Annotated in this window: 18 protein-coding genes; 9 read left to right on the top strand and 9 right to left on the bottom strand. The window is 72.6% G+C overall.

The window, feature by feature from the left end; all coding sequences use genetic code 11:
* Window positions 1-54: 54 nt before the first annotated feature.
* From JQT67_RS01615 to JQT67_RS01625, 3 genes are read left to right on the top strand one after another with little or no spacing between them, the layout of a single operon-like run.
* Window positions 55-1,239 (top strand): thiolase family protein, encoded by a 1,185-nt coding sequence (locus tag JQT67_RS01615; RefSeq protein ID WP_208063408.1) that lies wholly within the window; start codon window positions 55-57, stop codon window positions 1,237-1,239.
* The gene (locus JQT67_RS01620) at window positions 1,239-3,380 is read left to right on the top strand and encodes a 3-hydroxyacyl-CoA dehydrogenase NAD-binding domain-containing protein (protein WP_208063195.1); all 2,142 of its coding nucleotides are present in this window, start codon (window positions 1,239-1,241) and stop codon (window positions 3,378-3,380) included. Before JQT67_RS01615 ends, JQT67_RS01620 begins: the two co-directional genes overlap by 1 nt.
* Before the next feature lie 26 nt (window positions 3,381-3,406).
* Window positions 3,407-4,933, top strand: coding sequence for a methyltransferase (locus tag JQT67_RS01625; protein WP_208063196.1), 1,527 nt, complete (start codon window positions 3,407-3,409; stop codon window positions 4,931-4,933).
* Window positions 4,934-4,949: 16 nt separating this feature from the next.
* Here the strand turns inward: JQT67_RS01625 and JQT67_RS01630 are convergent, their stop codons facing one another.
* The 7 genes from JQT67_RS01630 to dut all read right to left on the bottom strand — a co-directional run bounded on the left by JQT67_RS01630 (window position 4,950) and on the right by dut (window position 13,053).
* The gene (locus tag JQT67_RS01630) at window positions 4,950-5,750 is read right to left on the bottom strand and encodes an ADP/ATP-dependent (S)-NAD(P)H-hydrate dehydratase (protein WP_021011766.1); all 801 of its coding nucleotides are present in this window, start codon (window positions 5,748-5,750) and stop codon (window positions 4,950-4,952) included.
* Between the two features lie 57 nt (window positions 5,751-5,807).
* Entirely contained in the window at window positions 5,808-6,218 is a 411-nt protein-coding gene (locus JQT67_RS01635; RefSeq protein WP_208063197.1) for a hypothetical protein, read from the bottom strand.
* 63 nt (window positions 6,219-6,281) lie between these two features.
* Window positions 6,282-8,258 (bottom strand): 1-deoxy-D-xylulose-5-phosphate synthase, encoded by a 1,977-nt coding sequence (dxs, locus tag JQT67_RS01640; RefSeq protein WP_208063198.1) that lies wholly within the window; start codon window positions 8,256-8,258, stop codon window positions 6,282-6,284.
* 76 nt (window positions 8,259-8,334) lie between these two features.
* Window positions 8,335-11,151, bottom strand: coding sequence for an aconitate hydratase (locus JQT67_RS01645; RefSeq protein ID WP_208063199.1), 2,817 nt, complete (start codon window positions 11,149-11,151; stop codon window positions 8,335-8,337).
* A 107-nt stretch (window positions 11,152-11,258) separates the two neighbouring features.
* On the bottom strand, window positions 11,259-11,999 hold the full coding sequence (locus tag JQT67_RS01650) for a DUF3159 domain-containing protein (RefSeq protein WP_208063200.1): 741 nt from the start codon (window positions 11,997-11,999) through the stop codon (window positions 11,259-11,261).
* A 2-nt stretch (window positions 12,000-12,001) separates the two neighbouring features.
* Window positions 12,002-12,604, bottom strand: a complete 603-nt coding sequence (locus JQT67_RS01655) for a DUF3710 domain-containing protein (protein WP_021011761.1) — start codon at window positions 12,602-12,604, stop codon at window positions 12,002-12,004.
* Complete coding sequence (gene dut / locus JQT67_RS01660; RefSeq protein ID WP_021011760.1) at window positions 12,601-13,053, bottom strand: dUTP diphosphatase; 453 nt, start codon at window positions 13,051-13,053, stop codon at window positions 12,601-12,603. Before dut ends, JQT67_RS01655 begins: the two co-directional genes overlap by 4 nt.
* A gap of 69 nt (window positions 13,054-13,122) precedes the next feature.
* On the opposite strand from dut, the gene JQT67_RS01665 reads away from it, so the two are divergent.
* On the top strand, window positions 13,123-13,569 hold the full coding sequence (locus JQT67_RS01665; RefSeq protein ID WP_021065146.1) for a DUF3093 domain-containing protein: 447 nt from the start codon (window positions 13,123-13,125) through the stop codon (window positions 13,567-13,569).
* Between the two features lies 1 nt (window position 13,570).
* On the opposite strand, the gene JQT67_RS01670 is transcribed toward JQT67_RS01665, so the two are convergent.
* A complete protein-coding gene (locus JQT67_RS01670) occupies window positions 13,571-13,855 on the bottom strand; it encodes a DUF4193 domain-containing protein (RefSeq protein WP_021011759.1) in 285 nt (94 codons plus the stop codon).
* Window positions 13,856-14,088: 233 nt separating this feature from the next.
* Here JQT67_RS01670 and sepH point away from each other — a divergent pair, with 233 nt between their 5' ends.
* The 4 genes from sepH (at window position 14,089) to JQT67_RS01690 (ending at window position 18,974) form a co-directional block, all read left to right on the top strand.
* Entirely contained in the window at window positions 14,089-15,330 is a 1,242-nt protein-coding gene (gene sepH / locus JQT67_RS01675) for a septation protein SepH (protein WP_208063201.1), read from the top strand.
* A 138-nt stretch (window positions 15,331-15,468) separates the two neighbouring features.
* Window positions 15,469-16,836 (top strand): MFS transporter, encoded by a 1,368-nt coding sequence (locus JQT67_RS01680; protein ID WP_208063202.1) that lies wholly within the window; start codon window positions 15,469-15,471, stop codon window positions 16,834-16,836.
* A gap of 105 nt (window positions 16,837-16,941) precedes the next feature.
* Window positions 16,942-17,856, top strand: a complete 915-nt coding sequence (locus JQT67_RS01685; protein ID WP_208063203.1) for an NAD(P)-dependent oxidoreductase — start codon at window positions 16,942-16,944, stop codon at window positions 17,854-17,856.
* Complete coding sequence (locus JQT67_RS01690) at window positions 17,856-18,974, top strand: zinc-binding dehydrogenase (RefSeq protein ID WP_208063409.1); 1,119 nt, start codon at window positions 17,856-17,858, stop codon at window positions 18,972-18,974. Before JQT67_RS01685 ends, JQT67_RS01690 begins: the two co-directional genes overlap by 1 nt.
* A 226-nt stretch (window positions 18,975-19,200) precedes the next feature.
* On the opposite strand, the gene JQT67_RS01695 is transcribed toward JQT67_RS01690, so the two are convergent.
* Entirely contained in the window at window positions 19,201-20,211 is a 1,011-nt protein-coding gene (locus JQT67_RS01695; RefSeq protein WP_243755496.1) for an alkaline phosphatase family protein, read from the bottom strand.
* 77 nt (window positions 20,212-20,288) lie between these two features.
* Between JQT67_RS01695 and JQT67_RS01700 the strand changes: the two genes are divergently transcribed.
* Entirely contained in the window at window positions 20,289-22,739 is a 2,451-nt protein-coding gene (locus tag JQT67_RS01700; protein ID WP_208063205.1) for a DNA topoisomerase (ATP-hydrolyzing) subunit A, read from the top strand.
* The last annotated feature ends 4 nt before the right edge of the window (window positions 22,740-22,743 follow it).

The raw sequence follows: 22,743 nt of genomic DNA on the forward strand, positions 1-22,743 counted from the left end.
TACACTGATGCCGCAACCACCCAACCAGGAGGCACAGTGGCCAACGACGACGTCGTGTTCGTGGACGGCGTCCGCACCCCATTCGGGCGCGCGGGCGAGAAGGGCATGTACTGGCAGACCCGAGCGGATGACCTCGCGGTCAAGGCGCTCACGGGGCTCCTCGAGCGCAACCCGAGCCTGCCGCTCGACCGGGTCGACGACGTGGCGATCGCCGCGACGACCCAGACCGGCGACCAGGGCCTCACGCTCGGGCGCACCGTCGGCATGCTCGCCGGCCTCCCCGTGACGGTGCCGGGCTACGCGCTCGACCGCATGTGCGCGGGCGCGATGACCGCCGTGACGACCGTCGCGGGCGGCATCGCCTTCGGCGCCTACGACGTCGCGATCGCCGGCGGCGTCGAGCACATGGGCCACCACCCGATGGGCCTTGACGCCGACCCCAACCCGCGCTTCGTCTCCGAGAAGCTCGTCTCGATGGACGCGCTCAACATGGGCAAGACCGCGGAGCGCATCCACGACCGCTACCCGCACCTGACGAAGGAGCGCTCGGACCGCTACGCGATGGCGTCGCAGCAGAAGTACGCGGCAGCCCTCGCGGCCGGCCACATCACGCCCGACCTCATCCCGGTCGCGACCCAGACCCCCGAGGGCTGGGGCCTCGCGACCGCCGACGAGGCGCCCCGGCCCGAGACGACCATGGAGGGCCTCGCGGGCCTGAAGACCCCGTTCCGGGACCACGGGCGCGTGACCGCCGGGAACGCATCCGGCCTCAACGACGGCGCGACGATGTCGATCGTCGCCTCCGCCTCGGCCGCGAAGGAGCTCGGCCTGTCGACCAAGATGCGGATGGTCTCGTTCGCGTTCGCGGGCGTCGACCCCGACATCATGGGCATCGGCCCGGTGCCCTCGACCGAGAAGGCACTCCGCAAGGCGGGCCTGTCGATCGACGACATCGGCCTGTTCGAGCTCAACGAGGCCTTCGCGGTGCAGGTGCTCGCGTTCACCGACCACTTCGGCATCGCCGACGACGACCCGCGCGTCAACCCGTGGGGCGGCGCGATCGCGATCGGCCACCCGCTCGCCTCGTCGGGCGTGCGCCTCATGCTGCAGCTCGCGCGGCAGTTCGAGCAGCGCCCCGACGTGCGCTACGGCGTCACCGCGATGTGCGTGGGCCTCGGCCAGGGCGGCACCGTCATCTGGGAGAACCCGCACCACAAGCGCTACGGGAAGGGCAACTGATGGCGATCCGCGACGAGTTCCCCCGCCTCGCCTCCGCGGCGTTCGACGAGGTCGTGACCCACAGCCACGTGCGCGACGTGCGGCTCGCATCCGGTCGCACCCTCGCGCTCGTGACGCTCGACAACGGCCGCGACCACACGCGTCCCTCGACGCTCGGCCCCGAGACGCTCTTCGAGCTCGGTGACGTGCTCGAGGCGCAGCGCGCCCGCGGCGCGGCGGGCGAGATCGACGCGATCGCCGTGACCGGGAAGCCCTACTTCCTCGCCGCGGGCGTCGACCTCTCGAACGTCGCCGACATCCCCGACCGGGCGACCGCGGCCGAGCTGCCGCGCCTCGGCCACCGGGTGCTCGGGCTCCTCCACGAGGCCCCGGTGCCGACGTTCGTGTTCATCAACGGCCTCGCGCTCGGCGGCGGCCTCGAGATCGGCCTCAACGCCGACTACCGCACGATCAACGCGGCGGCCCCCGCGGTCGCGCTGCCCGAGGTCTTCCTCGGGCTCATCCCCGGCTGGGGCGGCGCGACGATCCTGCCGAACCTCATCGGCATCGAGAGCGCCCTCAAGGTCGTGATCGAGAACCCGCTCAAGCAGAACCGCATGCTGAAGCCCGCGGAAGCGTTCGAGCTCGGGATCGCCGACGCGATGTTCGGGCCGGCGACGTTCCTCGAGTCGTCGCTGCGGTGGGCCGACGAGGTGCTCGGCGGCAAGAAGGTCGAGCGGCGCCACGTGCCCGGCACGATCGAGCGGACGGTCAAGTGGCCCGTCGCGCTGCGGATCGCGCGCGAGTCGCTGCAGAAGCGCATCGGCACCGTGCCGGCCGCGCCGTACCGGGCGCTCGAGCTGCTCGAGCTGGCCCGCAAGAACGACCGGAAGGCGGGGTTCGCGGCCGAGGACGAGGCGATCGCCGACCTCGCCTCGGGCGACCAGTTCGTCGCGTCGATCTACGCGTTCAACCTCGTGCAGAAGCGCGCGAAGCGGCCCGCGGGCGCGCCCGACAAGGAGCTCGCGAAGAAGGTGTCGAAGGTCGGCATCATCGGTGCCGGCCTCATGGCGAGCCAGTTCGCGCTGCTCTTCGTGCGCCGCCTGCAGGTGCCCGTCGTCATCACCGACCTCGACCAGTCGCGCGTCGACAAGGCGCTCGAGGGAATCCGCGGCGAGATCGACAAGCTCGCCGACAAGGGTCGCATCTCGAGCGACGAGCAGCAGCGCCTCCGCGCGCTCGTGAGCGGCACGGTCGACAAGGCCGACTTCGCCGATTGCGACTGGGTCATCGAGGCCGTCTTCGAGGAGCTCGCCGTCAAGCAGCAGGTCTTCGCCGAGGTCGAGCCGCACCTGTCGGAGACGGCGGTGATCGCGACGAACACCTCGAGCCTCTCGGTCGAGCAGATCGGAGCGAAGCTCGCGCACCCCGAGCGCCTCGTGGGCTTCCACTTCTTCAACCCCGTCGCGGTCATGCCGCTCATCGAGGTCGTGAAGACTCCGCAGACGGACGACGCGACGCTCGCGACCGCGATGCGGGTCGCGAAGGACCTGAAGAAGAACGCCGTCATCACGCGCGACACCCCCGGCTTCGTCGTCAACCGCGTGCTCGCGAAGCTGCTCGGCGAGGCGATGCACGCGGTCGAGCAGGGCACGCCGTTCGAGTCGGTCGTCGAGGCGCAGCAGGCGTTCGGGTTCCCGATGGACCCGTTCGTGCTCCTCGACCTCGTCGGCCTCAAGGTCGGCGCCCACGTGCTCGACACGCACCACGGCGCCTTCCCCGACCGCTTCTTCGAGTCGAAGGCGCTCCACGAGCTCGCCGAGCAGGGCGTCCTGCTCGAGAAGGACTCGAAGGGCGAGGCGAAGGGCATCGACAAGCGCGCCCGCAAGATCGTCGCGAAGCACACGCCCAAGGGCGCCGTGCCGCTCTCGGTCGACGAGCTGCGGCTGCGCATCGAGGACGGCCTCGCCGACGAGATCAAGCGCATGCTGGACGACCGCGTCGTCGAGGCTGCCGAGGACATCGACCTGTGCATGATCCTCGGCGCGGGCTGGCCGTTCCAGATGGGCGGCATCACGCCCTACCTCGACCGCGTCGGCGCATCCGAGCGCGTCTTCGGCGGCACGTTCCACGACCCGCGGATCGAGGGCGTCAAGGCCTGACCCGCACCGTCGGGCAGACTGGCGGGATGCACCCCGCGCACATCGATGCCCTCGCCCGAGACCTCGCGACCGCGAGCCTCACGGGCGAGGGCATCCGTGCGCTCGTGGGCGTCGACGCCGAGGCGGCGCTCGCGCGCGCCGTCGCGGCACCCGCCCGCCGGGCGGCGCTGCGCTCTCCCGGCACCCGTTCGACGCTGCTGCGAGCGCTCGTGCTCGGCGACCCCGTGCCGACGGACGAGCTGGCGGATGCGCTCCCCGCGCTCGGCGTCGACGGTGCGGTCGCGCTCGGCCTCGTCGAGCTCGACGGCGACTCGGCCCGACCCCGCTTCGCGATCCGGCCCCACGCCTACCGCGACGCGCTCGGCGAGGGCGAGTGGTGGATCGCGAGCGACCTCGACGAGCTCGCCGGCGTCGCCCCGCTGCGGCCCGACCACGTGCTCGGCATCGGCGGCGCCGCGCGCACGCTCGCGTCGCTCCTGCCGCCCGCGGACGCGCCCGTGGATGCCGCGCTCGACCTCGGCACGGGCTGCGGCGTCATCGCGCTGCACCTGCGGCGCTTCGCGCGGCGCGTCGTCGCGACCGACGTCTCCGAGCGCGCGCTGCGCTTCGCCGCGCTCAACGCGCGGCTCAACGGCGTCGACGGCATCGAGACCCGGCTCGGCTCGCTCTTCGAGCCGGTCGCGGGCGAGCGCTTCGACCTCATCGCCTCGAACCCGCCGTTCGTCATCACGCCGCGCGAGCCGGACGTGCCGGCGTTCGAGTACCGCGACGGCGGCCGGACGGGCGATGCGCTCATGGGCGAGGTCGTCGCCGGGCTCGCCCAGCACCTGACGCCTTCCGGCGAAGCTCGACTGCTCGGCAACTGGGAGTCGGTCGTCGGTGCTGATGGGATCTACCGCGCCGACGGCCTCGAGCGCGCCGGCGCGTGGGCGAGCGACGACCTCGACCTCTGGGCGATCGAGCGCGAGTCGCTCGACCCCGTGCGCTACGCCGAGCTGTGGCTCCGGGACGGCGGCACGCTGCCCCGCGACGCCGACTTCCCGCGGCTCGCGGACGCGTGGCTCGACGACTTCGACGCCAGGGGCGTGAGCGCGATCGGCATGGGCTGGATCGCGGCTCGCGCGAGCGGCGGGCGCCCGCCGCTGCGGCGCCTCGAGCGCGTCGGCCAGCCGGTCGCCCTCGAGCACGTCGGGGCGCACCTGCGGGCGGCGCTCGACGACGCGGCATGGCTCGCTGGCGTCGACGACGACGGGCTCCGCGAGACCGTGCTCGTCGCCTCGCCCGACGTCACCGAGGCGCGGCACCAGCTGCCCGGCGCCGCCGGGCCCAACGTCATCGAGCTGCGCCAGGGCGGCGGGCTCGGGCGCTCCCTCTCGGTCGACACCGCGCTCGCCGCGCTCGTCGGCGCGAGCGACGGCGAGCTGCCGGTCGGCACGCTGCTCACGGCGATCGCCGGCCTGCTCGAGGTCGACGAGGCCGTGCTCGCCGCCGACGTGCTGCCGCGCGTGCGCGAGCTCGTGCTGACGGGATTCCTGCGCCGGCTCGAGGACTGACGCCGCGGCGACCGGCTCAGCGCTCGAGCCGCGCGGCGATCACGGCCGGCACGTGCTCGGCGACGTCGAGCGCGGCGATCGGTCGGTCGCCCTCCGCTGCTGCCGCTGCCGCTTGCCCGTGCAGCGCGACGCCGAGGGCGGCGATCGACGCGAGCCGCTCCGACTCGCGCGTCGCATCGGGGTTCGCGGCGACGAGGGCGCCCAGCATGCCGGCCAGCACGTCGCCCGTGCCGGCGGTCGCGAGGCGGTGCGTCGCCGCCTCGACGGTCGTCGCGGCGCCGCTCGGCTCGACGACGTGGGTCGCGGCGCCCTTCGCGACCACGACGGCGTCGAGCGCTGCCGCGGCGGCCGCCGCGCGCATCCGCGCGTCCGCTTCGACCGGCGCGCCGAGCTGCTCGAGGATGCGCTCGAGCTCGCGCCCGTGCGGCGTGACGACGGCGGGCCCGGCGTGGCCAGGAACGAGGTCGAGCGCGCCCGCGTCGACGACGCACGGGGCTCCGGCGGCCAGCGCCTCGAGCAGCGCCGAGCGGAGCGCCGGGTCGCGCTCGCGCGCGTCCTGGCCCGAGCCGAGCAGCCACGCGTCGACCCCGTCGGCGGGCTCGTCGAGGGCGTGGCAGACCGTCTCCGGCCGCCTCGCGAGCACGAGGTCCTGCACGCGGCGCGGTGCCCACAGGCGCACCATCCCGATGCCTGTGCGCCATGCCGCCTCGACCCCGAGCACCGCGGCGCCCGGGTAGCGCTCCGAGCCGGTGATGACGCCGAGCACCCCCATCGAGCGCTTGTCGTCGTCGGAGCCCGGCACGCGCAGCCACTGCATCCCGCCACCCTACGGCGCTCGCCTCGGCAGTCGCCGGACGGCCGCCGCTGCGCTCGCTCACCAGAGCGCGTCGACGCCGCGGCCGTGCGCGAGCAGCACACCGAGCAGCTGCACGCCGGGCGTGCGGCCGGCGGCGCGCACGAGCGCGTCGGCCCAGGCCAGGTCGTCGGGCGTGGCGCGCGCCGAGCCCGACCGCTCGAGCACGACCGCGACGTGGGCCGCGACCTCCGCGACGCCGGTGAGGAGCGCGGCGAGCGTCGCGGCCGTGCCGGCGTCGGGCGAGACGGGCGTGCCCTCGATCTGCGGCAGGAGCGGCAGCTGGCGGCGCTCCTCGTCGAGCAGCAGGAGCCACATGCGGCGCACGGCACCGCGCTCGATGAGCGTCGTGGCGCGGTCGAGCAGCGCGTCGTCGTCGAGGATCGGCAGGTCGCCGAGCTCGAGCAGGCGTTCGGTCGTGAGTTCGTCCATGGCGGCAGGGAACCGCAACCTCGACCGACGCCGGGCGGCGTGCGCGCCGGCCTGTGGAGAGCGTCAGTCGGCGACGGTGCCCGGTCGCGACGCGTCGGCCTCGTCGGGGGTGCCCAGGACGAGCGGTCGCTCCTCGGGCAGCGGCCGAGCGACCGGCACGCGACCGGTGCCGAGCACCTGCTGGATGACGTTCCGCGCGATCGTCTGCGCCGAGAGCCCGACCTCCTCGAGGATCTCGGAGCGCTCCGCGTGGTCGATGAATGCATCCGGGAGGCCCAGCTCGTCGACCGGCGTGTCGACGCCCGCGGCGCGGAGCTCCTGCCGCACGCGCGTGCCGATGCCGCCGACGCGCACGCCGTCCTCGAGCGTGATGACGATGCGGTGGTCGCGCGCGAGCTCGACGATCGACGGCGCGACCGGCACGACCCAGCGCGGGTCGACGACCGTCACGCCGATCCCCTGCGCCTGGACGCGCTGGGCGACGTCCATCGCGAGGTGCGCGAACGAGCCGATCGCGATGATGAGCACGTCGCGGTGCGGAGCCTCGAGCAGCAGGTCGACGCCGTCGTCGGTGCGGCGCACCGCCTCGATCTCGTTGGGCACCGAGCCCTTCGGGTAGCGGATGACCGTCGGCGCGTCCTGCACCGCGACGGCCTCGCGCAGCTCCTCCTGCAGGCGTGCGGCATCGCGGGGCGCGGCGAGCCGGATGCCGGGCACGAACTGCAGCAGCGCGAGGTCCCACATGCCGTGGTGGCTCGGCCCGTCGGGGCCCGTGACCCCGGCCCGGTCGAGCACGAAGGTCACGCCCGCCTTGTGCAGCGCGACGTCCATCAGCACCTGGTCGAACGCTCGGTTGACGAACGTCGCGTAGATCGCGACGACGGGGTGGAGGCCGCCATAGGCGAGGCCGGCTGCCGTCGTGACGGCGTGCTGCTCGGCGATGCCGACGTCGAGCACGCGCGAGGCGTCGTAGGCGGCGAGCCGGTCGAGGCCCGTCGGGCGCAGCATCGCGGCCGTGATCCCGACGATGCGCTCGTCCTGCTTCGCGAGCGAGACGAGCTCGTCGGCGAACACGGACGTCCACGCGGGGCGGCCCGCGCTCGAGAGCGGCTCGCCCGTCTCGGGGTCGATCTGCCCGACGGCGTGGAACTGGTCGGCCTCGTCGCGGATGGCGGGGTCGAAGCCCTGCCCCTTCTGCGTGATGACGTGCACGATGACGGGAGCGCCGAAGTCGCGCGCCTGCGTGAGCGCCTCCTCGAGCGCCTCGAGGTCGTGCCCGTCGATCGGGCCGAGGTACTTGATGTCGAGGTTCGAGTAGAGCGCCTCGTTGTTGACGAAGCGCGTGAGGAAGCCGTGCGTCGCGCCGCGGACGCCGCGGTACACGGCGCGACCGGGACGGCCGAGCTTCGCGAAGGCCCGCTCGCTCGAGGTGCGCAGGTTCGCGTAGGAGCGGCGCGTGCGCACGCCGTTGAGGAACCGTGCCATGCCGCCGATGGTCGGCGCGTACGAGCGGCCGTTGTCGTTCACGACGATGACGAGCCGGCGGCTGTTGTCGTCGGAGATGTTGTTGAGCGCCTCCCACGTCATGCCGCCCGTGAGGGCGCCGTCGCCCACGACCGCCACGACCGCCCGGTCGTGCTGGCCCGTGATGTCGAACGCCCGGCTGATGCCCTCGGCCCACGAGAGGGACGAGGATGCGTGGCTCGACTCGACGATGTCGTGCTCGCTCTCGGCGCGCTGCGGGTAGCCCGCGAGGCCGCCCTTCTGCCGCAGGCGCGAGAAGTCCTGCCGGCCCGTGAGGAGCTTGTGCACGTACGACTGGTGCCCGGTGTCGAACACGAACGCGTCGCGCGGCGAGTCGAAGACCCGGTGCATCGCCATCGTGAGCTCGACGACGCCGAGGTTGGGGCCGAGGTGGCCGCCCGTGCGCGCGACCTCGCGGATGAGGAACGCGCGGATCTCCCCCGCCAGCTCGGTCAGCTCGGTCTGCGAGAGCCGGTCGAGGTCGCGCGGGCCGTGGATCTGATCGAGGAGCGCCATAGTCCCCCAATGCTACCGAGCGACATGGGAAAGGCCCCCAGCCGGGGCTGGGGGCCTTCCATGAGTCGCTGCTCGATCAGACGAGCGAGCGCAGCACGTACTGCAGGATGCCGCCGTTGCGGTAGTAGTCCGCCTCGCCCGGGGTGTCGATGCGCACGACCGCGTCGAACTCGATTGTCTGCTTGCCCTCGGGGCTGTGCTCGCTCGGCTCGGCGGTGACGCGCACGGTCTTGGGCGTGCGGCCCTCGTTGAGCTCCGTGAGGCCCGAGATCGAGATGACCTCGGTGCCGTCGAGGCCGAGGCTCTCCCAGCTCTCGCCCTCGGGGAACTGCAGCGGCACGACGCCCATGCCGATGAGGTTGGAGCGGTGGATGCGCTCGAACGACTCGGTGATGACCGCCTTGACGCCCAGCAGGTTCGTGCCCTTGGCGGCCCAGTCGCGGCTCGAGCCCGAGCCGTACTCCTTGCCGCCGAGCACGACGAGCGGGATGCCCTGCTCCTGGTAGTGCTGCGACGCGTCGTAGATGAAGGCCTGCTCGCCCTCGGGGGTCGTGAAGTCGCGGGTGTAGCCGCCCTCCACGCCGTCGAGCAGCAGGTTCTTCAGGCGGATGTTCGCGAACGTGCCGCGGATCATGACCTCGTGGTTGCCGCGGCGCGAGCCGTAGGAGTTGAAGTCCTTGCGGTCGACGCCGTGCTCGGTGAGGTACTTGCCCGCGGGGCTGTCGGCCTTGATGCTGCCGGCCGGCGAGATGTGGTCGGTCGTGACCGAGTCGCCGAGCTTCGCGAGCACGCGAGCGCCCTGGATGTCCTCGACCGGCGTGAGCTCCATCGTCATGCCCTCGAAGTACGGGGGCTTCCGCACGTACGTCGACTGCTCGTCCCACTCGAAGACGTCGCCGTCGGGCGTGGGCAGGCTGCGCCAGCGCTCGTCGCCGTCGAAGACGGCCGCGTACTGCTTCGTGAACATCTCGGTGTCGATCGACGAGTCGATCGTCTGCTGCACCTCGTCGGCCGACGGCCAGATGTCGGCGAGGAAGACGTCCTGGCCGTCCTTGCCCTTGCCGAGCGGCTGGGTCTCGAAGTCGAAGTCCATCGTGCCGGCGAGCGAGTAGGCGATCACGAGCGGCGGCGACGCGAGGTAGTTCATCTTCACGTCGGGGTTGATGCGGCCCTCGAAGTTGCGGTTGCCCGAGAGCACCGCGGTGACGGCGAGGTCGTGCTCGTTGACGGCGGCCGAGACCTCGTCGATGAGCGGTCCCGAGTTGCCGATGCACGTCGTGCAGCCGTAGCCGACCGTGTAGAAGCCGAGCTCGTCGAGGTCCTTCGTGAGGCCCGACTTGTCGTAGTAGTCGGTGACGACCTTCGAGCCGGGCGCGAGCGTCGTCTTGACCCACGGCTTCGCCTTCAGGCCCTTCTCGACCGCCTTGCGGGCGAGCAGGCCCGCGGCGAGCATGACGGACGGGTTCGACGTGTTCGTGCACGACGTGATCGCGGCGATCGTGACGGCGCCGTTGTCGAGCGTGTAGGTCTCGCCGTCGGGCGTCGAGACCGTGACGGGCTTCGAGAACTCGACCGGGCCTCCGCCGTTGATGTGCACCTCGCGCGTGTCCTCGTCCTCCTCACCGGGCACGTTGCCGGGGTCGGACGCCGGGAAGGAGTGCTTCGCGATGAGGTCGGCCGTCTCGTGCGTCGTCGAGGGCGACGCGTAGTGGACGATGTCCTCCGCGAACTGCTCCTTGGCGCGCGTGAGCTCGATGCGGTCCTGGGGGCGCTTCGGGCCGGCGATCGACGGCACGACGGTGCTGAGGTCGAGCTCCATGTACTCGGAGAAGACCGGCTCGACCGACGGGTCGTGCCACAGGCCCTGCTCCTTCGAGTAGGCCTCGACGAGCGCGATCTGCTGCTCGTCGCGACCGGTGAAGCGCAGGTAGTCGAGCGTGACGTCGTCGATCGGGAAGATCGCAGCGGTCGAGCCGAACTCGGGGCTCATGTTGCCGATCGTCGCGCGGTTGGCGAGCGGCACGGCGCCGACGCCGGTGCCGTAGAACTCGACGAACTTGCCGACCACGCCGTGCTGACGCAGCATGTCGGTGATCGTGAGCACGACGTCGGTCGCGGTGACGCCCGTCGCGATCTCGCCCGTGAGCTTGAAGCCGACGACGCGCGGGATGAGCATCGACACCGGCTGGCCGAGCATCGCGGCCTCGGCCTCGATGCCGCCGACGCCCCAGCCGAGCACGCCGAGGCCGTTGACCATCGTCGTGTGCGAGTCGGTGCCGACGACCGTGTCGGGGTATGCGGTGAGCTCGCCGTCGAACGTGCGGGAGTAGGTGACCTTCGCGAGGTTCTCGATGTTCACCTGGTGGACGATGCCCGTGCCCGGCGGGACGACCTTGAAGTCCTGGAACGCCGTCTGGCCCCAGCGGAGGAACTGGTAGCGCTCGCCGTTGCGCTCGTACTCGATCTCGACGTTGCGCTCGAACGCGTCGGCCGTGCCGAACAGGTCGGCGATGACGGAGTGATCGATGACGAGCTCGGCGGGCGCGAGCGGGTTGATCTTCGTCGGGTCGCCGCCGAGCTCGGCGACGGCCTCGCGCATCGTGGCGAGGTCGACGATGCAGGGCACGCCGGTGAAGTCCTGCATCACGACGCGAGCCGGCGAGAACTGGATCTCGACGTTCGGCTCGGCCGATGCGTCCCACGACCCGAGCGCCTCGATCTGGGTGCTCGTGACGTTCTTGCCGTCCTCGGTGCGGAGCAGGTTCTCGAGCAGCACCTTGAGGCTGAACGGCAGGCGCTCGTGGCCCGCGACCCTGTCGATCCGGTAGAACGTGTAGTCGGTGCCGCCGACCGACAGCGATGCCTTGCTGTCGAAGCTGTTCGGGTTCGCCATCGTGACTCCTTCTGGGTCTCACGGGTTGCGCTGGCTGCGCGTGCAGTCTATGCCTGCGCCCTCCGCCATGGGCGGGCGGGCGCGGAATATCTTGACGTCAAGATATCTTACCGCGACGGCTCGTCGACCGCATCCGCAGGTGTGTCGAGCACGGCTCGCACCATGAGCCACGTGACCCAGAGCGTCGCGAGGTAGAGCGGGACTCCCATGAGCAGCTTCGTCGCGGCGAGCGCCTCGACGGCGCCCGCGAGGTACATCGGCACCTGCACGGCGAGCCGCGCGCCGATCACCGCGAGCCACAGCAGCGACGCGCGCCACGCGACCGCGCGCTTCGCGCGCTCCGTGCGCCACGCGAACGGCTTCGCCGTGAGGGCGCCGGCGATGATGCCGACGAGCGGCCGGCGGGCGAGCATCGACGCGAGCAGCACGAGGATGACCACGGTGTTGACCGTGAATCCCCACAGGAAGTTGTCCTCGCCCTGCCCCGTGATGAGGGCGATCGCCGCCGAGATGCCGACGCCGATGAGGCCGGCGAAGGCGAGCACGGGCTGGCCCTTCTGGAGCACGCGCCATGCGACGAAGCCGACGGAGACGACGAGCGGCACGAGCACCGAGACGAGCACGTCCTTCGTCGTCGCGTAGAGGACGAGGAAGAGGATGCCGGGCAGCAGCGACTCGACGAGCCCGCGCACGCCGCCCATCGCGCCGAGCAGCGCGCCGGCGCTCGGCTTCGCGGCCGGGTCGAGGTGACCGAGCTTCGAGCCGCGGATCGCGGCCCCGACCTGCTCGGAGAAGGATGCCTCGGCGGACTCGGCCTCGCCTGCGGGACCGGGCTGCTCGGCGGGCACCGTCAGACGGCCTTCGGCGCGCTGAGCGGGATGAGCTCGCGCGGGGGCATCGGCTGCGCGCCGCGGCACACGACCGTCGAGCGGAAGAGCTCGAACGCCTTCGCCGCCTCGTCGTCGTCGAGCGCCGCCTTGCCGCCGATGAGGCCCTGCAGCATCCAGCGCGGTCCGTCGACGCCGATGATGCGCACGGCGCGAGGCGCGCCGTCCGGCCCGACGGTCAGCCGGGCGCGGAGCTCGGGGCCGAGCGGGCCCTCGGCCTCCTCGACCGCGGCGCCCTGGCGCTCGAGCTGGCCTCGCAGGACCTCGCGCACGGGCAGCCAGATGCCCTCGCTCCGCGGAGCGGCGAACGGCTGCAGTTGCACCGTCGAGCCCTCGTGCTCGAGCGTCACCGCGACGATGCGCTTGGTCTTCTCCTCGACCTCGAGACGCATCTGCATGCCGGGGCGCGGGACGATGCGGAGCCCGCCGAGATCGACGTAGGGGCGCACGGGTGCCTCGGCCTCGTCGAGCGGGCCCGCGACGGCGCGGTCCTCGGGGGCCGTCTTCTCGACGAGCGCCTCCTCGTCGATCGGCTGCTCGTCCGCGCTGTCGGTCGTGTCGGTCATCGTGCGATCCCCTCTTGGACTGCGCTCAGGCCGGTCGATCCGTGCCCGCGCTCCCCTCGGTCCGAGCCCGGCAGCCGCTCGACCTCGATGAAGCGCACGCGCTCGACGCGCTGCACGACGAGCTGAGCGATGCGGTCCCCGACCTCGATCCGGTGCGGCTCTCCGCCGGTGTTGAGCAGGTTGACCTTGATCTCTCCGCGATAGCCCGCGTCGACGGTGCCGGGCGCGTTCACGATCGTGATGCCGTGCTTGGCCGCGAGGCCGCTGCGCGGGTGCACGAACGCGGCGTAGCCGTCGGGCAGCGCGATCGCGACGCCCGTGCCGACGAGCGATCGCTCGCCCGGGCCGAGCGTGACCGCCTCCGCGGCGTGGAGATCGGCACCGGCGTCACCCGGGTGCGCGTATGCGGGCACCGGCGATCCGGTGATGAGGACTTCGACCTGCTCCATCGCACTCGAGGCTAGCCGAGCGAGGGCGCGCGGGAGAACCGCGCCCGCGCATCGCGAGAGGATGGGGGCATGGAAACCGCCCCCTCGTACCGCGAGCGGCTCGTGCCGCCGTGGTGGCTCCCGCTCGTGCTGCTGCTCATCGTGCCTGCGGTGCTGCTCGTCTTCCTGCCGGTCAACCTGCAGGTCGGGATCGCGATCGCGATCGCGCTCTACGTCGCCGTCGTGGCGCTGCTCTGGCTCGGCGCCCCCGTCGTCGCCGTCGAGGGATCGCAGCTGCGCGCGGGCCGCGCGCGCATCCCGGTCGACCAGCTCGGCGCGCCCGAGGTGCTCCGCGGCGACGCCGCGCAGTCGGCGCTGCGGGCCGGCTGGGACCCGGCCGACCACCACGTGGTCTCGCCGTGGACGCGCGCGCTCGTGCGCGCCGCCGTCGAGGACCCGGAGGACCCGACGCCGGCGTGGCTCATCAGCTCGCGGCGCCCGGAGGCGCTCGCGGCGGCGATCGAGGCGGCTCGCTAGCTCAGGCGCACTCGCGGCAGATCGGGCCGAGCTTCGACTCGTGGTCGAACTGCAGCCGGTGCTTCACGAGGAAGCAGCTGACGCACGTGAACTCGTCCTCCTGGGGCGGGAGCACCACGACGTCGAGCTCGACGTCTGCGAGGTCGGCGGCCGAGAGGTCGAAGCTGCCGGGGTTGTCGGCGTCCTCGTCCGTGGAGACGCTCTTCGCAGGCACGCGCTCCTTGAGCGCCTCGATCGACTCGCTCTCGTCGTCGGTCTTGCGGGGGGCGTCGTAATCGGTGGCCATGCGGCAGTCCTTCGAGGGGGGTTCGGGGTCGGCGTCGGCGCACATTCTGCACGAAACAGGACACCGGAGCAAATCAGATATCAGCGACGGCTCCGCGACTGCGCCGGTGCGGAGCGGCAGGCGGTGCCTGCATCCGACGGAACGCGCGGCGCGCCCGCACCATTCCCGATCGCAGCGCGGGTCGCGTGGGATGCTGACGCGACCCGACACCGGCAAGGAAGGACCGACGAATCATGCAGCAGCTGAGCGTCATCGGCATCGAGGACGAGGTGCTCATCCTCGAGTCCGAGTCGGGTGAGCGCTACCGCGTGCCCGTCGCCGACCTCCCGGAGCACCGCAAGCCCGCGACGGCCGTCCCGCACCGCGAGCGCAAGGCCACGCCGCGCGAGATCCAGGCCCTCATCCGCGGCGGCATGACCGCCGAGCAGGTCGCCTCCTCCACGGGCGAGGAGCTCGCCTACGTCGAGCGCTTCGAGGGCCCCGTGCTCGCCGAGCGCGCGCACATGCTCGACTCCGCGCTCTCCATCCCGGTCGCGACAGGCGACATCGACCCGCTCGCCGGCGAGACCGCGTTCGGCGCCGCGATCGGCGAGCGCCTCGACGACCTGCGCGCGATCGAGCGCTCGTGGGCCGCGTGGAAGGACGCCGACGGCGGCGCCTGGACCGTCCGGCTCCGCTTCACGACCGAGGGCATCCAGCACGAGGCGCTGTGGGGCTACGAGCCGAAGAAGGCCACGCTGACCCCGCGCGGCAAGGAGGCGACCTCGCTGAGCCAGTCGAGCGACGCGACGAGCGTGCTCGTGCCTCGCCTGCGCGCGATCGACCGGCAATCGCGGCCGACGACGCCCGATGCCGCGGCCACGGCCCCCGCGGTCGAGGCGCCGACCGAGCAACCGGCCGCCCCGCCCATCTCCCAGCGCGCGGCGACGCACGACACCGGTCGGCACGACGCAGCTCGACACGACACCGGCCGCTTCGACTCCGACGCCTTCCGCATCCAGCGGGGCACGCAGCGCTCGGCACCGAGCCCGGTCGAGCCGGGCGTCGGCCTCGAGGATGCCGTCGCCTCTGCGACCCTCACCGAGGGCGCCCCGGACGAGCGCCCCAAGGAGCCGACCCGCGCCGAGAACCCGTGGCTGCGCCGTCGCACCGGCGAGGTCGGCAGCCAGCCCGAGAACGTGCAGGCCGCGGCGATCAACCGCCCGGCAGCCGCGACGCAGCCGAACCACACGGCCGAGCTGCTCGACGCGCTGCGGCGCCGGCGCAGCGAGCGCGAAGCGGCCCTGCGCACCGCGGAGAGCGACCCTGCACCCATCGAGCCGGAGCAGCCCGCCGCTCGCACCGCGGAGGCGGAGGAGCCTCAGCGACCCGCTCGCGCGCAGGCGACGGGTCCCGTCGCGGGCAAGAAGCGCGGCTCTCGCGCGGCGATGCCGAGCTGGGACGAGATCGTCTTCGGCTCCCGCAGCGACGACTGACGGCAGAGGAACGCAGCAGAGGCGGGTGCCGGGGACGGCGCCCGCCTTCTTGCGTCTCCGCGCGTCCCCGCGACCTGAACGCGTCGTCATGTTACATTCTCGGCGCACAGTCCCGTGCACACCTACAAGGAGGTAGGCATGAGCGCACCCGCGCATGACACCGCTCGAGACAACGACCGCAAGGGCCTCGGCCGAGTCGTCACGGCCGCGATGGCCGGCACGGTCGTCGAGTGGTACGAGTTCTTCCTGTACGCCACGGCGTCGACGATCGTCTTCAACCTGATCATGTTCCCCGCGAGCGATGATCCGTACTTCCCGATCATCAGCGCGTTCCTCACCTACGCGGTCGGGTTCATCGCTCGCCCGCTCGGCGGCATCGTCTTCGGCCACTTCGGCGACAAGTACGGCCGCAAGAAGATGCTGCAGTTCGCGATCATCCTCGTCGGCGTCTCGACCTTCCTGATGGGCTGCCTGCCCACCTTCGACGTCATCGGCTACTGGGCGCCCGCGCTCCTCGTGCTGCTCCGCTTCGCGCAGGGCTTCGCGGTCGGCGGCGAGTGGGGCGGCGGTGTGCTGCTCGTGGCCGAGCACTCCCCCAACAAGGAGCGCGGCTTCTGGTCGTCGTGGCCGCAGGCCGCGGTGCCGGCCGGCAACCTCATCGCCACCGTCGTGCTGCTCGTGCTGCAGTGGACGCTGTCGGACGAGGACTTCCTCGGCTGGGGCTGGCGCATCGCCTTCTGGCTCTCGGTCGTGATCGTCGCGATCGGCTACTACATCCGCACGCGCGTCACGGACGCCCCGATCTACCAGCAGGTGCGCGACGAGGTCGCGGAGTCGAAGGCGCAGTCCTACGGCGTCCTCGAGGTCCTCAAGCGCTACCCGAAGGGCGTGCTGACGGCCATGGGCCTGCGCTTCGCCGAGAACGTGCTCTACTACCTCGTCGTCACGTTCTCGATCGTCTACCTGCGCACCTACCTCGAGTACGACGTGTCGCGCATCCTCGGCCTCATGGCGATCGCGCACGTCGCGCACTTCATCTTCGTGCCGATCGTGGGCCGCTTCGTCGACACCGTGGGCCGCAAGCCGATGTACCTCATCGGCGTGCTGCTCGGTGCGACGTGGGGCTTCATCGCGTTCCCGATGTTCGAGACCGGCAACGACATCGTCATCCTCGGCGGGATCATCCTCGGCCTCGCGTTCCACGCGCTCATGTACGCGGGTCAGCCCGCGATCATGGCTGAGCTGTTCCCGACCCGCATGCGCTACTCGGGCGTCTCGCTCGGCTACCAGGTGACGTCGATCGTCGCGGGCTCGCTCGCGCCGATCATCGCCACGGCGCTCCTCGGGCAGTTCGGCAGCTACATCCCGGTCGCGATCTACCTCGTGATCGCGTGCGCCATCACGCTCGTCGCGGTGCTCGCGCTCAAGGAGACCAAGGGCATCTCGCTCCACGACGTCGACGACCTCGACCGCGAGCGACTGCTCGCCGAGAAGGGCAAGCTCTGATCCCCTGACAGGATCCCGACCGCGAGGGGCGGCGAGAGCGATCTCGCCGCCCCTCGCCGTTCCGGGCCGCTAGCGTTGGCCCAAGCACTACGGAAGGAATCGACGATGACGTCAATCGCCTGGATCGGGCTCGGCAACATGGGCAGCCGCATGTCCGCCCACCTCGTGACCGCGGGCCACGAGGTGCGGGGCTTCGACGTGGTGGATGCGCTGCGGCAGTCGGCGGCCGAGCACGGGATCGTGCCGGTCGCCTCGGTCGCGGAGGCCGTCGAGGGCGCCGAGGTCGTCATCCTGAGCCTGCCGAAGGGCGAGCACGTGCGCTCGGTGCTCGCGGGCCCCGACGGCGTCTTCGAGCACGCGGCGCCCGGCACGCTCATCATCGACACCACCACCGTCGACCTCGACACGTCGCGCTGGAGCCACGGCGAGTCGGGCTCGCGCGGCCTCCGCTTCGTCGACTCCCCCGTCTCCGGCGGCATCCAGGGCGCCGCGGCCGGCACCTTGACGTTCATGCTCGGCGGCGAGGAGGACGACGTCGCGCGAGCTCGCGAGATCGTCACGCCCATGGCCGGCAACGTCTTCGCGGTCGGCGGCCCCACGCACGGCATCGCCGCGAAGCTCGTGAACAACATGATGCTCGGCGTCTCGATCCTCGCGATCTCGGAGGGCTCGCAGCTCGCCGAGCAGCTCGGGCTCGACCCCAAGGCGTTCTTCGACGTCGCGCGCGTCTCGTCCGGCGACTCGTGGGCGCTCCGCACCTGGTACCCGGTGCCGGGCGTCGTGCCCGGTGCCGCCGTGAACAGCAACTTCGACGCATCCTTCTCGGCCATGCTGTGCCACAAGGACGTCTCGCTCGCCGTCGAGGGCGCTGAGGCCGCGGGCGTTAAGGTGCCGGCGGCGAGGCTCATCCGCGACCAGCTGCAGCGGCTGCTCGACGACGGCTTCGGGGGCAAGGACTGCACCCTGGTCGTGCGCGAGGCGAGCCCCGACGGCACGGTCGCCGGTTGGGACGGCCGCTGATGCGCGTGCGCGGCGCGGTGCTGCGCCGGATCGGCGCCGAGCGTCCGTTCGCGCAGTCGCGGCCGCTCGAGCTCGTCGACCTCGAGCTCGACGCGCCCCGCGAGGGCGAGCTGCTCATCCGCATCGAGGCAGCGGGCCTGTGCCACAGCGACCTCTCGGTCGTCGACGGCGCGCGCCCGCGGCCGGTGCCGATGCTGCTCGGCCACGAGGCAGCGGGCATCGTCGAGGTGGTCGGCGAGGGCGTCACCGACGTCTCGGTCGGCGACCGCGTCGTGACGACGTTCCTCCCCCGCTGCGGCGAGTGCGCGGCGTGCGCGACCGACGGCCGCCTGCCGTGCGAGCGCGGCTCGGCGGCGAACGGCGCGGGCGAGCTGCTCGGCGGCGGTCGCCGCCTGCACGAGGCGGCGCTCGAGGGCCGCAGCGGCGAGGTGCACCACCACCTCGGGGTCTCGGCGTTCGCGACGCACGCGGTCGTCGACCGCCGCTCGGTCGTGCCGGTCGGCGCCGACGTGCCGCCGCAGGTCGCCGCGGTGCTCGGCTGCGCGATGCTCACGGGCGGCGGCGCGGTCGTCAACGCCGGCAAGCCGCGCGAGGGCGACGAAATCGTCATCGTGGGGCTCGGCGGCGTCGGCATGGCGGCGCTCCTCGCCGCCCGCTCGCTCGGCCTCGGCCGCGTCATCGGGGTGGATGCGGTGCCGGCGAAGCTCGACCGGGCTCGGGAGCTCGGCGCCGACGTCGCACTCTCCCCCGACGACGCGCTCGAGCAGGGGCTCCGCGCGCCGGTCGTGATCGAGGCGGCCGGGCACCCGAAGGCGTTCGAGACGGCGTTCGCCCTCACCGCGCCCGGCGGGACGACCGTGACCGTCGGCCTCCCGCATCCCGACGCCCGCTCGTCGCTCTCGCCGCTCGCGTTCACCGCCGAGGCGCGCACGGTGATCGGCTCGTACCTCGGCTCCGCGGTGCCGTCGCGCGACATCCCGCGCTACGAGCAGCTGTGGCGCGAGGGCCGACTGCCGGTGGAGGAGCTCGTCACGAGCGAGATCGCGCTCGACGACCTCAACGAGGCGCTCGACACGCTCGCCGACGGCCGGGCGATCCGGCAGGTCGTGCGCTTCTAGCCTCCCCGCTCGTCGAGCGGGAGGAGAGGCGGGCTCAGCGGCGGCGGCCCTTGCGGGTCTTCTCGTCGTCGCCGCTCGTGAGCTTCTTGACGATCATGCCGACGAGTGCGGTCGCGACGGTCGTGATGAGCCACCTGCGCATGGTGCGGTCCTTCCCTCGGTGTCCGGCCGTGCCGGCGGACGCCCATCCTGACCGGCGTCGCTGGACGCGCGGTGGACGCGGTGCTCAGGCGAAGGCGCCGAACCGGCGCAGCGGCACGCGCAGCTCGTCCTGCGTGAGCGAGCCGTGCTGGCCCACCATGCCGCGGCCGGGGTCGGCCTCGTCGACGTAGATCGCGAAGCGCTTCCGCGCGGCCACGAACACGTGGCCGAGGCGCGGCTCGACCTCCGCGTCGACCTCGCCGAGCCAGCCGGCGGCGGCCACCTCGGCCCGGGTCGCGACCCACGCCGCATCGCCGAGCCATGCCCGCCAGGCCTCGGCCACCGCATCCGCATCGCCCTCGACCTGCAGCTGGAGGCAGCGCGGCTCCCCCGCGACGTGCGCGACCGGCTCGAGCAGCTCGTGGGGCACGACGAGGTGACCCGTCGGGTCGACGTCGACCATGCCGTGGTCGGCCGTGACGATGAGGCCGACGTCGCGCGGAAGCGCTGCCGCGAGCTGCGTGACCGCGCCGTCGAGCTGCTCGAGCTCGTCGGTCCACTCGGGCGACTGCCAGCCGAGCTCGTGGCCGGCGCGATCGAGCTCGGGCACGTAGAGGTAGACGAGCGACCGCTCGCGCGCCGCGCCGCGAGCGAGCGCGAAGCGGTCGGCGACCGAGCGGCCGCCGCGGTAGTCGGCGCCGCGCAGCACCGCGTGCGTGAACCCGCTCGCGGCGTGCTTCGGCTCGCCGATCGCGATCGCGGGGACGCGCTCGAAGATCGTCGCGGCGCGCTGCCAGGTGGCCGGGTCCATCGCGCCGCCCCAGTCGCGCAGCTGGTTGCGCACGCCCGCGCCCGGCACGAACGCGTCGTAGCCGACGATGCCGTGCGACCCGGCGAGCTCGCCGGTCGTGAGCGACGCGAGCGCCGTCGCGGTCGTCGACGGGAAGCCCGCGTCGATCGAGCCGCCCGGCGCCCCCGCGAGGGTGCGCGCGTGCCCCGCGCGCTGCCCGAGCTGCGCGGCCCCGAGCCCGTCGACGAGCAGCACGATCGCGCCCGCGACGGGCGGCAGGCCGAGCGCGTTCGGCTCGCCGCGCATCGCGAGCGACGAGCTCGCGAGAACGTCGGCAAGGCTCCGGGATCCGGGCGCCCTCGTCGGTAGCATTCCGTCAGCCTATGACTGCCACGCCTCCCCCCGACCCCTCCGCCGCGATCGCCGAGCGGATCGACGACGTCGACGTCGCGAGCGAGATGCAGGACTCGTTCCTCGAGTACGCCTACTCCGTCATCTACGCCCGCGCCCTGCCCGACGCCCGCGACGGCCTCAAGCCCGTGCAGCGCCGCATCCTCTTCCAGATGTCCGAGATGGGGCTGCGGCCCGAGAAGGGGCACGTCAAGAGCGCGCGCGTCGTCGGCGACGTCATGGGCAAGCTGCACCCGCACGGCGACACCGCGATCTACGACGCGCTCGTGCGCCTCGCGCAGCCCTTCAGCCTGCGGCTGCCGCTCGTCGACGGGCACGGCAACTTCGGCTCGCTCGACGACGGCCCCGCCGCTCCCCGCTACACCGAGGCGCGTCTCGCTGCGGCAGGCCTCTCGCTCACCGAGGGCCTCGACGAGGACGTCGTCGACTTCGTCCCCAACTACGACAACTCCTACCAGCAGCCCGACGTGCTGCCGGCCTCGTACCCGAACCTGCTCGTCAACGGCGCGAGCGGCATCGCCGTCGGCATGGCGACGAACATGGCGCCGCACAACCTCGTCGAGGTCGTGCAGGCGGCCAAGCACCTGCTCGCGCACCCCGACGCATCCGTCGCCGACCTCATGCGCCACGTGCCGGGGCCCGACCTCCCCGGCGGCGGCGTCATCGTCGGCCTCGACGGCGTGCGGGATGCGTACGAGAGCGGCCGCGGGTCGTTCAAGACCCGCGCGCGGGCGTCGATCGAGCGCCACGGCCGCAAGACGCAGATCGTCATCACCGAGCTCCCCTACCTCGTCGGCCCCGAGCGCGTGATCGAGAAGATCAAGGACGGCGTGCAGTCGAAGAAGCTGCAGGGCCTCACCGAGGTGCAGGACCTCACCGACCGCAAGCACGGCCTGCGGCTCGTCATCAGCATCAAGACGGGCTTCGACCCCGAGGCCGTGCTGCAGCAGCTCTACCGCTACACGCCGCTCGAGGACGGCTTCTCGATCAACAACGTCGCGCTCGTGCACGGCAAGCCCGAGACGCTCGGGCTCAAGCAGCTGCTGCGCGTCTACCTCGACCACCGCGTCGGCGTCGTGCGGCGGCGCAGCGAGTTCCGGCTGCGCAAGAAGCGCGAGCGGCTGCACCTCGTCGAGGGCCTGCTCATCGCGATCCTCGACATCGACGAGGTCATCCAGGTCATCCGCACGTCCGACGACTCGGAGCAGGCCCGCTCGCGGCTGCAGAGCGTCTTCGACCTCTCCGAGCCGCAAGCGGAGTACATCCTCGAGCTGCGCCTGCGGCGGCTGACGAAGTTCAGCCGCATCGAGCTCGAGGCGGAGCGCGACGAGCTGCTCGCGCAGATCGCCGAGCTCGAGCGCATCCTCGGCTCCGACGCCGCGCTGCACGAGGTGGTCGCGGCCGAGCTCGACGAGGTCGCCGAGCGCTTCGGCACGCCGCGCCGCACGGCGCTCACCGAGGGCAACGGGCAGCCGACGACGGGCCGCGCGAGCGCGAAGGCGGCCGTGAGCCTCGAGATCGCGGATGCGCCCACGCGCGTCGTGATGTCGGCGACCGGCAGGCTCGTGCGCGTCGACGGCGAGGAGCCGATCCCCGTGCCCGCGCGCCGCTCGCGCCACGACGCCATCCGCTCGACGATCGCCACGACGACGCGCGGCGCCTTCGGCCTCGTCACGTCGACGGGGGCCGTGCTGCGCCTCACCCCCGCCGACCTGCCGTCGGTGCCGCCCGCATCCGTCGGCCTCACCGCGGGCGTCAAGGTGCGCGACCTCGGCGCCTTCGAGCGCGGCGAGGAGGCGGTCGCGCTCATCGACCTCGCATCGAGCGAGCCGTGGCTCGTCGCGACCGCGCAGGGCGTCGTCAAGCGCGTGAAGCCCGCGGAGCTGCGCGACCGCGACCGCGAGAGCGTCATCGCGCTCAAGGCCGGCGACCGCGTCGTCGGCGTCGCGCCCGCGCCCGACGAGTCGTGGGTCGTGCTCGTCACGAGCGACGCGCAGCTGCTGCGCTTCCCGGCCGCGGCGATCAACCCGCAGGGACCGGGCGCCGGCGGCATGAAGGGCATCGGGCTCAAGGCGGATGCGTCGGTGCGGTTCGCGGGCGCGGTCGCCGACGGCGCCGAGGTCGTCACCGTCACCGAGGCCGCCGAGACGCTCGCGGGCCTCGACGAGCCGCGCGTGAAGGTCTCGAGCCTCGAGGAGTTCCCCGCGAAGGGTCGCGGCACGGGCGGCGTGCAGGCGCACCGGCTGCTGAAGGGCGAGGTCGGGCTCGCGCTCGCGTGGGCAGGCCCCGCGCCGCTCGCGGTCGGCGCCGACGGCTCGCAGCGGCAGCTGCCGCCGGGCGGCGCGCCCCGCGCGGGCTCGGGCGTCGCGATCGACGGCGCGATCGGGGCGATCGGCGCGCGGCTCGGGACGCCGGTCGACTGACGGC

The organism is Agrococcus sp. TF02-05 (assembly GCF_017565345.1).
Taxonomy (GTDB): domain Bacteria; phylum Actinomycetota; class Actinomycetes; order Actinomycetales; family Microbacteriaceae; genus Agrococcus; species Agrococcus pavilionensis.

Excerpts from the sequence above, each read along its gene's own strand:
- JQT67_RS01620 (WP_208063195.1), top strand. The coding sequence starts at position 1,239 with ATGGCGATCCGCGACGAGTTCCCCCGCCTCGCCTCCGCGGCGTTCGAC.
- JQT67_RS01625 (WP_208063196.1), top strand. The coding sequence starts at position 3,407 with ATGCACCCCGCGCACATCGATGCCCTCGCCCGAGACCTCGCGACCGCG.
- JQT67_RS01630 (WP_021011766.1), bottom strand. The coding sequence starts at position 5,750 with ATGCAGTGGCTGCGCGTGCCGGGCTCCGACGACGACAAGCGCTCGATG.
- JQT67_RS01635 (WP_208063197.1), bottom strand. The coding sequence starts at position 6,218 with ATGGACGAACTCACGACCGAACGCCTGCTCGAGCTCGGCGACCTGCCG.
- dxs (WP_208063198.1), bottom strand. The coding sequence starts at position 8,258 with ATGGCGCTCCTCGATCAGATCCACGGCCCGCGCGACCTCGACCGGCTC.
- JQT67_RS01645 (WP_208063199.1), bottom strand. The coding sequence starts at position 11,151 with ATGGCGAACCCGAACAGCTTCGACAGCAAGGCATCGCTGTCGGTCGGC.
- JQT67_RS01655 (WP_021011761.1), bottom strand. The coding sequence starts at position 12,604 with ATGACCGACACGACCGACAGCGCGGACGAGCAGCCGATCGACGAGGAG.
- dut (WP_021011760.1), bottom strand. The coding sequence starts at position 13,053 with ATGGAGCAGGTCGAAGTCCTCATCACCGGATCGCCGGTGCCCGCATAC.
- JQT67_RS01665 (WP_021065146.1), top strand. The coding sequence starts at position 13,123 with ATGGAAACCGCCCCCTCGTACCGCGAGCGGCTCGTGCCGCCGTGGTGG.
- JQT67_RS01670 (WP_021011759.1), bottom strand. The coding sequence starts at position 13,855 with ATGGCCACCGATTACGACGCCCCCCGCAAGACCGACGACGAGAGCGAG.
- sepH (WP_208063201.1), top strand. The coding sequence starts at position 14,089 with ATGCAGCAGCTGAGCGTCATCGGCATCGAGGACGAGGTGCTCATCCTC.
- JQT67_RS01680 (WP_208063202.1), top strand. The coding sequence starts at position 15,469 with ATGAGCGCACCCGCGCATGACACCGCTCGAGACAACGACCGCAAGGGC.
- JQT67_RS01685 (WP_208063203.1), top strand. The coding sequence starts at position 16,942 with ATGACGTCAATCGCCTGGATCGGGCTCGGCAACATGGGCAGCCGCATG.
- JQT67_RS01690 (WP_208063409.1), top strand. The coding sequence starts at position 17,856 with ATGCGCGTGCGCGGCGCGGTGCTGCGCCGGATCGGCGCCGAGCGTCCG.
- JQT67_RS01695 (WP_243755496.1), bottom strand. The coding sequence starts at position 20,211 with ATGCGCGGCGAGCCGAACGCGCTCGGCCTGCCGCCCGTCGCGGGCGCG.
- JQT67_RS01700 (WP_208063205.1), top strand. The coding sequence starts at position 20,289 with ATGACTGCCACGCCTCCCCCCGACCCCTCCGCCGCGATCGCCGAGCGG.